9 protein-coding genes are annotated in these 12,131 nt (G+C 52.2%); 8 read left to right on the plus strand and 1 reads right to left on the minus strand.

Translation table 11 applies throughout. The features are described from left to right. Nucleotides 1-35 precede the first annotated feature (35 nt). From R3196_RS10235 to R3196_RS10250, 4 genes are all read left to right on the plus strand, one after another. Nucleotides 36-1,085 carry an NAD(P)-dependent alcohol dehydrogenase gene (locus R3196_RS10235; RefSeq protein ID WP_318936676.1) on the plus strand — a complete coding sequence of 350 codons (1,050 nt, stop codon included), beginning with the start codon at nt 36-38 and terminating at the stop codon, nt 1,083-1,085. A gap of 137 nt (nt 1,086-1,222) precedes the next feature. Continuing rightward, nucleotides 1,223-1,645: a CBS domain-containing protein gene (locus R3196_RS10240; protein ID WP_318936677.1), complete on the plus strand. Its 423-nt coding sequence runs from the start codon at nt 1,223-1,225 to the stop codon at nt 1,643-1,645. A gap of 174 nt (nt 1,646-1,819) precedes the next feature. Next, nucleotides 1,820-3,919, plus strand: a complete 2,100-nt coding sequence (locus R3196_RS10245) for a diguanylate cyclase domain-containing protein (RefSeq protein WP_318936678.1) — start codon at nt 1,820-1,822, stop codon at nt 3,917-3,919. 12 nt (nt 3,920-3,931) lie between these two features. After that, on the plus strand, nt 3,932-4,723 hold the full coding sequence (locus R3196_RS10250; RefSeq protein ID WP_318936679.1) for an SDR family oxidoreductase: 792 nt from the start codon (nt 3,932-3,934) through the stop codon (nt 4,721-4,723). Here R3196_RS10250 and R3196_RS10255 read toward each other — a convergent pair. Then, nucleotides 4,705-6,018 carry a M24 family metallopeptidase gene (locus R3196_RS10255; protein WP_318936680.1) on the minus strand — a complete coding sequence of 438 codons (1,314 nt, stop codon included), beginning with the start codon at nt 6,016-6,018 and terminating at the stop codon, nt 4,705-4,707. The genes R3196_RS10250 and R3196_RS10255 overlap by 19 nt on opposite strands. A gap of 106 nt (nt 6,019-6,124) precedes the next feature. Here R3196_RS10255 and aceB point away from each other — a divergent pair, with 106 nt between their 5' ends. The 4 genes from aceB to R3196_RS10275 all read left to right on the plus strand — a co-directional run bounded on the left by aceB (nt 6,125) and on the right by R3196_RS10275 (nt 12,126). After that, complete coding sequence (gene aceB, locus R3196_RS10260; protein ID WP_318936681.1) at nt 6,125-7,726, plus strand: malate synthase A; 1,602 nt, start codon at nt 6,125-6,127, stop codon at nt 7,724-7,726. A 30-nt stretch (nt 7,727-7,756) separates the two neighbouring features. Beyond that, nucleotides 7,757-9,094: an isocitrate lyase gene (aceA, locus tag R3196_RS10265; RefSeq protein ID WP_413242920.1), complete on the plus strand. Its 1,338-nt coding sequence runs from the start codon at nt 7,757-7,759 to the stop codon at nt 9,092-9,094. A 156-nt stretch (nt 9,095-9,250) separates the two neighbouring features. Further along, nucleotides 9,251-10,687, plus strand: a complete 1,437-nt coding sequence (nhaD, locus tag R3196_RS10270) for a sodium:proton antiporter NhaD (protein WP_413242921.1) — start codon at nt 9,251-9,253, stop codon at nt 10,685-10,687. A 170-nt stretch (nt 10,688-10,857) separates the two neighbouring features. Then, nucleotides 10,858-12,126, plus strand: a complete 1,269-nt coding sequence (locus R3196_RS10275) for an efflux RND transporter periplasmic adaptor subunit (RefSeq protein WP_413242922.1) — start codon at nt 10,858-10,860, stop codon at nt 12,124-12,126. Nucleotides 12,127-12,131: the final 5 nt, after the last annotated feature.

A 12,131-nucleotide genomic window follows, 5' to 3' on the forward strand; every position in this document is an offset into this window, starting at 1 on the left:
AGGCAATTTCCTTCAGACAAATAACGGAGACTGATATGAAAACAGTAGGATATGCAGCACATTCAGCGCAGGATGACTTAGCACCCTTTCACTTCGAGCGTCGCGACTTGCGGCCCAATGACGTTGCCATCGAGATTCTGTATACCGGCATCTGCCACTCAGACCTCCACCAGCTCCGCAATGACTGGGGTATGAGTGAGTATCCTATGGTACCGGGCCACGAGATTGTCGGTAAGGTTATAGATGTTGGCGACGACGTGCAGGACTACAAAGTCGGCGACAATGTTGCAGTCGGTTGTATGGTCGACAGCTGCCAGGAGTGTGACCAGTGTGAGCATGGCGAGGAACAGTTCTGTCGCGAAGGCATGACGCAAACCTATAATAGCCCGGATCGTATTAACGGCAACATCACTTACGGTGGCTACTCAAAACATATAGTCGTGCGCGAGGAGTTTGTGCTGTCGGTATCCGATAAGTTAGATATGAAGCGCGCAGCCCCTATTCTCTGCGCCGGCATTACTACCTTTGCGCCGCTGCGTGATTTTGACGTTGAGGAAGGCACCCGGGTTGGTGTTATTGGCCTTGGCGGGCTTGGCCACATGGCGGTGAAGCTGGCAAAAGCTATGGGGGCTGAGGTTACTGTGCTGACCCATTCAGAGAGTAAGATTGACGCCGCCAAAGAGTTAGGCGCGGATAAGGTACTGCTTTCGACCGACGAAGAGCAGATGGAAGAGGCTGCCAACAGCCTGGATCTGATCATCAACACGGTACCGGTTAAGCACGATCTCAACCCCTATATGCCGCTACTGGATATTGGCGGTAACCTGGTTATTGTCGGTCAGGTCGGCCCGGTCGATGAAGTAAATACCATGCCGATGGTGTTTGGTAATCGTGGCGTATCCGGCTCCTTAATTGGCGGTATTCCCAGAACCCAGGAAGTACTGGATTTTTGTGCAGAGCACGGCATCCATCCGAAGTGTGAAATGATCCGCATGGACCAGATCAATGATGCGTTAAAACGGCTGGAAAAAGGCGAAGTGGCACACCGGATTGTGATTGATATGTCGACGCTTGAGGCTGATTAATCGGCCCTCAGGCTGAGGATGCTGATTTGATATTTTCGGACCTGACTACTAGGCTTAATAGTACACCCAGACTATTGCTGAGTGCCGGGAGTTCGCTCCCGGCTCGTTAAATTCATAGCATAGAAAGGAGGCGTACCATGCAAGTCAGAGAAGTAATGACCACACAACCGCATTGGTTGAAAGAGAATGCGACCATCCGCGAAGTTGCGCAAACCATGCGTAATAACAAGACCGGTTTTGAGCCGTTAACAGACAAGAAAAAAGTCGTTGGCGTGCTGACGGACCGTGACATTGTTGTCCGCGCTCTTGCCGAAGGCAAAAGTCCTGACGACCTTGCTCGCAGCATTGCCACAGAAAGGGTTCTTTATACCTATCAGGATGTTGACATCGAAGAGGTTGTTCAGAATATGGCGGAACAGAAAGTTCAGCGCCTGTTAGTTCTGAATAACAAGACAGATAAAGATTTAGTCGGTGTCGTAACCATTGGCGACATTGCCGACCAGTGTAAGGACGCCGAAATGGCCCGGAAAGTCGTTAACGCGACCCGCCACTATCAGTAGATCTGTCGGTTTTGAAAAGCCCCCCTGTATACACGTATACAGGGGGGCTTCTTATTGCATGACCCAAGCACAATTAAATGATACGCCGTTAAAATCGCGTGGTAGTATGTTAATTATATTTTTAAGCCAACGATAAGAACCAATACCTTGCAGCAGAATCTCCGTTCCTCGGGTATGATTATTTTGACTGGGATAGCTTTCGGGCTACCGGCTGCTGTTGCTAATTTTTATCTCACTTTTACTCTTTATGGCAATATGGGCCTTTATATGGGCCAGTTTTTTGTCATTCTCTGTCTGGTCTGGCGTGGTCTTGCCCCTGCGCTAATTGCGGTACTGATTTCCGGCACTGCGGTGTATATTTACACCGACAACTATTCGTTTTACATACTGCTGACGCTGGAATTACTGACTCTTTACTGGCTATTTCGCAGAGGGATTGTATTACTGCTTGGCGACCTAATTTACTGGTTGTTTATCGGTGTCCCCATCGCGATGGTTTATTTGTCGCATAATCTGGATTTACCGATCAACTTTTTATTATTGGTATGCGTAAAACTGTTACTAAACGGCCTCCTGTACACCTCAATAGCAGTATGTGTGCTGACCTTTGTGCCGAAGCAATGGTGTACTCTTCACCTATCCTCAGCCTCACGCCGCCTGTCGGGTCGTATATTCTATTTTTCAATGATCTGCGCGGTAATTCCGTCATTGCTGATTGGACTGGTTTTTACTGCCCGTATGACGGATCAAATTGAAAGTCATATAAAATCAGATCTTTTAACCAAATCTGAGCGGGTTAACACGGCAACTCAGGATTACGTCCGCCACTACCAGATTTCTGTCGAAAGCCTGGCGCGCTCTTTTGAACAGGTCTTAAGCGATACCGGCCGGCAGGAACTGGTGCGCGCTACGTACCGTAAGCACGCGGGCCTGATCACTATGCTGTACACCGATAAAGAAGGCATTATCCGGTTCGGCTATCCGGCTACAGTATTTGAACGCCTGCAAGACGCGCCACGTGATGAGTGGAGCGTCGCTGACCGTGATTATTTTGCCATTCCCAGGACCACTGGCCAGGCAAGCTATCTGTCAGCGGTATTTCAAGGGCGGGGTTTCGGCGATCACCCGATTGTAGCGGTCAGTTCGCCCTGGTATCTGGAAGGCGAATTTCAGGGCGTGATTGAAGCTTCTCTCGATTTGTACCAGTTCGCTGATTTCGCTGAACGAACCGATTTGGAGCAGGACACCCAGTTTGTGGTCATTACCGACGCCGCTCACAATGTTATTTTTGCCTCGCAGCAGCTTAATCTGGAACCGTTGAGCCAATATCAACCGGTCCCTCAACCAAACGTTTACTCCGAAAACCTGCCCCTGACCCGGCTAGCTGGACAGGATTTTCTGTATAGCTCACACATGAATGAACTCGGCTGGCGCGCCTATGTTTTATCCAGCCCCAGTACGGTTACGGCCTTGTTTATTGGCAATATAATTTTCTTGCTGGCAAGCTTAATAATGGTTGCGCTGATTTTCCTGATTATCGCCCAACGTTTTGCCCAAAATATTACGCAGCCACTGCAGCTTCTTTCGCGTCAGCTTGGCCGAAGTCCGGAAGACGTTATTGAGCCTAAAACAGAGGACATGACCGAGGAAGTGCACCGTATTGCGTCGCAGTTAATGGAAGCCAGAAACCTGATGGTTAGTTTCAATCAGGAGCTTAAATTTCAGGTTGACGAAAAAACCAAAGCGCTGGAAGAGATGAACCTTAAACTCAAACAGCTCGCGCGTGAGGATGGCCTTACTCAGTTACTGAATCGCCGTAGTTTTGATGAGCAGGGCAACAAAGTCTATCGAAACGCCATGCGCAATAAAGTCCCTGTCACTATGCTGCTCATGGATATTGATTATTTTAAATCGATAAATGATAACTTTGGCCATCCGGTTGGCGACCGTTGTATCATTAGCGTGGCCAACTTGCTCAGAGAACACTTTAAGCGTGACAGCGATCTGATAGCCCGTTACGGCGGTGAGGAATTCACGGTCATGCTGACCGGGCAGATAGATAATCTGAATGAACGGATTGAACAGTTCCGCAAAGAGCTGAAGTCATGCTGCCGGGTGGATGATCTAATAATTCCCATGACCGTAAGTATCGGCTGTATCAGCGTACAAAATGATTTTCATTTTACCTTTTCCCAGTTAATCTCAAAGGCTGACCAACTTCTTTATCAAAGTAAGAACGCAGGCCGTGACCAGATTCACTTTGACATAATCTAAGAGTATTAAGTAATGCAGGCAAAACGTATATTCATTACCGGTGGGGCCAGTGGCCTGGGCTTTGCTTTAGCGCAACGCTGTGCGCGCGCAGGCTGGCAAGTGTGCATTGGTGATCGCGACAACGAGCGCGGTGAAGCCGTAATTGGTAGCCTGACCAAACTGCAGAAAGATGCTTTTTTTATGCCCTGCGATGTGACCCGTATTGGCGATATCGAAGAAGTGGCTGTAGAGCTTGAAAAGCGCTGGGATGGTGTCGATGTGGTAGTTAATAACGCTGGCGTCGCACAGGTCGGCGCGCTGACCGACACCACCATCGGCGACTGGCAGTGGATTATGGATATCAACCTAATGGGTGTGGTTCGCGGCTGCAAGGTTTTCACGCCGTTGTTTCAGCGTCAGGGGCATGGCCATTTTGTCAATGTCGCTTCGATGGCCGGTCTGCTGGATGTGCCCAATACAAGTGCATACAGCGCCTCTAAAGCCGCTGTTGTCAGCCTGTCGGAAACCCTGGAAAACGAGTTGGCGAAAGATAACATCTATGTGACAGTAGCCTGTCCGTCGTTTTTCAAGACCAATCTCGGCGAGGGTATGCGGGCCAGTATAGAAGGCATGCGGGACAAGCTCGAGCGCCTGATGTCCAACAGTAAGCTTGATGCTGCCGACGTTGCTGAAACAATCTTCAGCGCAATTAAGAGTAAGCGCTCACATGTACTGCCTCATCGCGAAGGGCGAATCGCCTGGTACTTTAAGCGCTTCCTCACACGCAAACTCTATCAGCGTATTGTTCACTCGCGAATCAAGTAAAACTCCTGCTGACGGCCATGCAGGTAATCAACCTGCTCGCCGTCAAAAAACGCGTCTTCCTCAAGCATGATGGTCACCTCCTGCTGCCAGTCATCACTGTAGCTCCGGTTATTTAACTCGATTGAATAGGCGGTATTCGCATGCATCGGATAGTCGCCAGTGACCGGAATCGCGTGCTGCTTATCCCACATTCCTATGGTTGGCCCTGAGCCATGGCCGTAATAGCCGATCGGGTGAGTATAGATAGACGGCTGTAAGCCGGCATCCCTGGCTTTTTGCAGAGCTGTCAGGAAGATGTCATTGCCGGTTTTGCCTACCGCAAACTCCTTGGTCAGATAGTCCTGTACCTCGTTGCCCTTGGCCAGAGCTTGTTGCAACGAGGCCGGCGCTGCCTGCTCCTCAAGCTGCAGAACATAAGCGTGCTGCTGGGTATCGGTGTTCAGCCGCAGGTAGGTAATGCCCAAGTCCACATGCAATAAATCACCTCGCTGCACCACCGCATCAGCCATACGCGCATTGGTTTCGCCTTTGCGCTGCAGGGTTACCGTAGGCGGAAACCAGGCATCCAGCTTCAGAGCCGCAATGCGTTCCTGCATCCACCACTCAATATCCGTGGTGGTCGTTATGCCCGGCGTAACGACCGCATCCGAGAAGCCGTCCGCAATAATCTGCTGAGCTATGCCAACCGCGTTACGATAATACGGTAGCTCGGCTGGGATCCGGGTTTCAAGCCAGCGTATCGCCAGGTTTTCTGCACTAACGACGCGCTCTTTGAACGCTGCCGGTAACGCCTGTAAGAACTGCTCCTTATCGGTAGCGACCAGCCCGTCGGCCTGGGCAAAATAGTCCGACTGGTTGATTCCTATCCGCTTGGGATTGCGTTCGGCAATAAGTGTAGCCAGGCGCTGCCACTGGTCGGGTTGTTGGTCAGGATCCCAGGCTTTTTTGAAAATATCACCGACATCGTAGCGCGCTACTGCCAGCGCCTCGACACCTTGATCAACACCATCGACCATACCGCGGTCGAATAAAACCAGAATGGTGCGCCGGCGCGCCGAGAACCAGTCACTGGGCAGCATCGTTCGCAATACCGGATCTTCATTGTATTCTCGGCTAATGAGCACCCACATATCTATATCAGTGCCGCGCATCAACTCCGGCAGCAGCTTACTGATGCGTTGATGCAGAATGTCGTCGACAATTTCAGCCCGCTGGGCCAGCGGTAACGGCTCGGCAAGTGCCGGGATAACTGCTCCCAGCATGGCTAACAGAAAAGTCACTCGTAATACAATCATGTCATAACCTCAGCGAATGGTCGGAATATAAATAATAAATTAGCAGAATGATAGCGATCAGGCCTAGTCTTGTTTTATTAACACACGCCCAACAACTGGACAGGTTATGACCACTTATCAATTCGTCACCGGACTCACTATGCCGAACCCTGACCGGCTGACACAAGAACTATTTACTGTGCCGGCCCAGGAGTTTCTGGTTACCCTGGTGCGTCGCTTCCGGCCACAATTGCAGCAATTGCTGCTGGAACGCAATAAACGCCAGGCCACAATTGATGCCGGCACCCTGCCAGACTTCGATGCTGCCACCCGGGATATTCGTGAAACAGATTGGCAAATTACCGCATTACCGGAGGATTTAACTCGCCGCCGGCTGGAAATCACCGGTCCGGTGGATCGTAAAATGGTGATCAATGCGCTGAACGCCAATGTCGATTGTTACATGGCTGATTTTGAAGACTCTCAGTCGCCAACCTGGGAAGGTTTAATAAACGGTCAGAAGAACCTGCGCGATGCCAACGATAACGTGGGTGCCGATATGGATTACACCGATCCCGACAGCGGCAAATATTATAAAGTTGAGCAGGATCCCGCCTTGCTCATCGCTAGGGTGCGCGGGCTACACCTTCCGGAAAAGCACATTCTGGTCGACGACGAACTCATCCCCGGAGCGCTGCTGGATTTTGCCCTGTACTTCTACCTGAACTATCAGCAACGGCTGAACCGCAAAACCGGTGTCTATTACTATCTGCCGAAACTTGAGCATCATATTGAAGCCAAATGGTGGTCTGAAGTGTTCACTTTCACCGAAGACTACTTCGGCGTCCCCCGCAGCACTATCCGCGCCACTGTTCTTATTGAAACCCTTCCGGCAGTGTTTCAGATGCATGAAATCCTTTACGCCCTGCGCCAGCATATTGCTGCGCTGAACTGCGGCCGCTGGGATTATATTTTTAGCTACATCAAAACCCTCAAAAACCATCCCGACAGAGTATTACCGGATCGTCAGGTGGTCACTATGGATAAGGGTTTCTTAAATGCCTATTCACGGCTGCTGGTTAAGACCTGCCATCAGCGCGGCGCCCTGGCAATGGGCGGTATGGCGGCGTTCATTCCGAGTAAAGATCCTGAAGAGAATGCCCGGATCCTGGCCAAGGTGCGGGCCGACAAAGAACTCGAGCGCAGCAATGGCCATGATGGCACCTGGATTGCCCATCCGGGACTCGCCGCTACGGTGCGCGAAGTCTTTGTTGATGGCCTGCCGGGTGATAACCAGCTACACGAATTACGCGAGCAGGACGCTCCGGTAACCGCCCACGATCTGTTAGAGCCCTGCCCTGGCCCGCGCACCGAAACCGGCATGCGAACCAATATCCGGGTGGCGCTGCAATACCTGGCGGCCTGGATTTCCGGCAAAGGCTGCGTACCTATCTACGGATTGATGGAAGACGCGGCGACCGCCGAGATCTCCCGTACCTCTATCTGGCAGTGGATTAAACATCAGAAGAGCCTGGATAACGGCGCTGTAGTGACCAAAGAATTATTCCGGCGCTACCTGCAGGACGAAGTTGCTGTCGTGCGCAAGGAAGTAGGTGAGCAGCGCTGGCAAAACGAGCAGTTTGAGACCGCGGCAGATTTATTGGAACAGATAACGACCGCGGACGACTTAATCGAATTCTTAACTCTACCCGGCTACGACCTGCTGTAGTAGCCCTACTTTGTAAACAGGACCACACTCATGACGACTATTTCTATTACTCAGGCCGAAGCTGCGCAGAAATTAGAAAATGACTGGCAGCAAAATCCACGCTGGAAGGGTGTTGAGCGTACGTATTCCGCGCTTGATGTTGTTAAATTACGAGGCAGCCTGCAGCCCGAAGCCACCTATGCCCGCCGTGGCGCCGAGAAAGTCTGGGGCTTACTGCATGGTGAAGCCCGCCACAAGTTCGGCAAAGACTATGTGAACGCGCTTGGCGCCCTTACCGGTGGCCAGGCTGTGCAACAGGTTAAAGCCGGTCTGCAGGCGATTTACCTATCCGGCTGGCAGGTTGCTGCTGACAACAACAGTGCCATGAGCATGTATCCCGACCAGTCGCTGTACCCAGTCGACTCCGTGCCAGCGGTAGTGCAACGAATTAACAGTTCCTTCGCGCGGGCCGATCAGATCCAGTGGTCAAAAGGGCTCACGCCTGACCAGGATGGCTACATTGATTACTTCGCGCCAATTATCGCCGATGCTGAGGCAGGTTTTGGTGGCGTACTGAACGCCTATGAACTGATGCACAGTATGATTCGTGCCGGTGCCGCTGGTGTGCATTTCGAGGACCAGCTAGCCTCGGTGAAAAAATGCGGACACATGGGCGGAAAGGTGCTGGTGCCCACGCAAGAGGCAGTACAGAAGCTGATCGCAGCGCGGCTGGCTGCGGACGTTGCCGGCGTGCCCACACTGATCCTGGCGCGTACTGATGCTAACGCGGCGGACTTACTGACCTCGGATGTTGATGCCAATGACCTGCCATTCTGCACTGGTGAACGCACCGCTGAAGGATTCTACCGGGTGAATGCGGGTATTGACCAGGCGATATCCCGCGGCCTGGCCTACGCTCCTTATGCCGATCTGTTATGGTGCGAAACCGCGAAGCCTGACCTGGATGAAGCACGCCAGTTTGCCGAAGCTATTCATGCCCGATATCCGGGCAAGCTGCTGGCATATAACTGTTCGCCATCATTTAACTGGAAGCGCAACCTGGATGACGCGACCATCGCCAAATTCCAGTCTGAACTGGCTGCCATGGGGTATAAATTCCAGTTTATTACCCTCGCCGGTGTGCATAACATGTGGTATCACATGTTCGAACTCGCCCATGATTATGCGCGTAACGATATGTCCGCTTATGTGAAGCTGCAGCAGCAGGAGTTCGCCGCGGCCGAGCGTGGCTATACTTTCGTGGCCCACCAACAGGAAGTTGGTACCGGCTATTTTGACGATGTGACCAATGCCATTCAGGGCGGTACTTCGTCGGTGACCGCCCTTACCGGTTCAACCGAAGAACAGCAGTTTAAGCCAAGCGCCTGATACTTCCGGGGGAGTACCACTTAATAGCTGATAAAAAGGCCGCCTGCTAGCGATACCAGGTGGCCTTTTTCGTGCTAGTATGCGCGCGCTTCACAAGACGTCAACTTTTGGCCATTTAACGTTAACTTTTTAACCACTAACAGGGAATATCTGCACATGTGGAAGCTGCTGCTGGTTCTGCTTGGTTTAATGCTCTTCTCTCCGGACGCTATGGCTGCCGCCGGTCCGCTGGATTTAACGACCAGCACCGTCGGTATTGTCGCCATCATCATCTTCACCCTGGCTTATATGCTGGTTATGGCCGAAGAAAAGATACATATGCGCAAATCCAAGCCGGTACTGGTGGCCGCCGGTCTGATCTGGATGATGATTGGCTGGGTCTATGTCGACCAGGGTCTGCCAGAGCTTGCAGAAGACGCGTTCCGCCATAACCTGCTGGAATTTGCCGAGCTCATGCTGTTCCTGCTGGTTGCCATGACCTATATCAATGCTCTGGAAGAGCGCCGGCTATTTGACGGGCTGCGATCCTGGATGGTCCGCAAGGGCTTCAGCTACCGTCAGTTATTCTGGCTCTCCGGTGGCCTCGCTTTTGTTATCTCCCCAATCGCTGACAACTTAACGACTGCCTTGCTGATGTGTGCGGTGGTCATGAAAGTAGCTGATGGCGATAAAAAATTTATCAGCTTGTCGTGTGTGGGCATTGTCGTCGCTGCTAACGCTGGTGGCGCGTTCAGTCCGTTCGGTGATATCACTACGCTGATGGTCTGGCAGGCAGGCATCGTACAGTTTCAGGAGTTTCTGGTGCTGTTTGTGCCTTCGTTGCTCAACTACCTGGTACCGGCAGTGATCATGAGTTTATTCATTGAGAACCGGAAACCCAATGCCGTTTACGAACAGGTTGAACTGAAGCGCGGCGCGCTGCGGATTACCTTTTTGTTTCTGGCCACTATAGCCACGGCCGTAATTTGCCATACCTTCCTGCACTTACCGCCGGTACTGGGTATGATGATGGGCTTGGGTTACCTGCAGTTCTTTGGTTACTTTCTGCGCATGACCCTGCCCGGCTCGCTGGCCCGTAAACGGGCGATGGCTGAACGCGCCGGCGATATGGAGCGTCTCAAGCGGCTTGGTAGCGTGGTGCCTTTTGACGTATTTAACCGGGTGCAGCGCGCTGAGTGGGATACTCTGTTGTTCTTCTACGGTATCGTTATTTGCGTTGGCGGCCTTGGCTTTATGGGCTATCTGTCGTTACTGTCTGAAACCCTTTATACCGACTGGAGCCCCACTTACGCCAACGTCGCATTAGGGTTGATGTCTGCGGTCATCGATAACATCCCGGTTATGTTTGCGGTATTGTCGATGCAGCCAGAGATGTCCCATGGCCAGTGGCTGTTGATTACCCTTACCGCGGGGACCGGTGGCAGCCTGCTCTCGATTGGCTCAGCGGCTGGCGTCGCGCTTATGGGGCAGGCGCGCGGATCCTACACCTTTGCCAGCCACCTGAGGTGGACACCGGTGATTTTTCTGGGCTACGTAGCGGCTGTGCTCTCGCACTTATGGCTGAACGACGAGTTGTTCCTGGTGTTCGGATAACCCCGATTTAGCATGCGGGTAGCCGTTAATTGTAACGGCTATCCGCATTCCAATACATTCCCTTACAACTCCACGGCAATTTATTACAATTCCTCAGTAAACCTTTACGGCTTTTCGCACGACTATATCTGACACGATATCCTCAACTGAAAGCGAGATCCTAAGCCGTGATAAAAATTGCTGACACCAGTGGTCAGGACGTGGTGCGTGAAGCACCGCGTCGCACCTATTGGAAATTCATTGTAAGTGCCCTCGTACTGGCGGTACTCATCGCTGTAACACTTCCCGTTATTAACCGCTGGGCCAAGGCAGAAGTATCCGTGCCTCAGGATCGCCTGCGTATTGCCACTGTAGTAAAAGGTGATTTGGTGCGCGATCTGTCCATTCAGGGGCGCGTTATCGCCGCGGTGAGCCCCACATTATACAGCCCGGCTGAAGGCACCGTAACCTACCACGTTGATGCGGGCGATGAAGTCAAACTGGGCCAGTTGCTGGTCAGTATCGACAGTCCTGAGCTGCAAAGCCGGCTGGAGCAGGAGCAAGCTTCTCTTGATAGTGCCGCGGTGGCACTGGAACGTCAGCACATTCAGACCCGTAAAGCCAAACTCCAGACCCAGCGCGACATCGACATGGCGAAAGTAACCTATGTTGCCGCCGAGCGCGAAAAACGCCGTGCTGATGATGCCTGGGCGGCCCAGGCGATAAGCCAGATTGACTATGAAAAAGCACAGGACGACCTGGAAACAGCGCGCCTGGTATATGAACATGCCACCGCTGATGCAGCCCTTGAAGCCGACACCCAGGTATTTGAATTGCAGACCCGTGAGCTGGAAGTCAATCGCCAGCAAGCACTTGTTGCTAACTTACAGCGGCAGGTTGATGCCTTGAATATCCTGTCACCGGTAAACGGTCTGGTCGGTAACCGGGAGCTTGATCAAAAAAATCAGGTAGCGCGCAATCAGGCGGTGCTGAGCGTGGTCGACCTGACCGCCTTTGAAGTTGAGATTGCCATTCCGGAAACCTATGCCGATGACCTGGCCATTGGTATGGCGGCAGAAATCAACTATTCAGGCCAGACCTATGCTGCACAGCTGATTTCAATCTCACCGGAGATTCGTGACAACCAGGTGATTGGGAACGTGCGCTTTACTGACGACATGCCGCCGGTACTGCGCCAGAACCAGCGCCTGACTACCCGCGTTATCCTCGATCAGAAAGCTGATGTGTTGTCCGTTAACCGCGGTCAGTTTCTCGAAAGCGGCGGTGGCCGTATTGCCTATGTAGTACGCGACGGCGTTGCCACCCGCACCACAATCGAAACCGGCGTGACCAGCCTCAGTTCAGTCGAAATCATCAGCGGCCTGGTCGCTGGTGACCAGATTATTGTTTCCAATACCGAACCCTTCGGCGATGCCGAAACGGTGCGTATAACTAACTAAAAATA

It is taken from the genome of Pseudidiomarina sp., assembly GCF_033722695.1.
Classification (GTDB): Bacteria; Pseudomonadota; Gammaproteobacteria; order Enterobacterales; family Alteromonadaceae; genus Pseudidiomarina.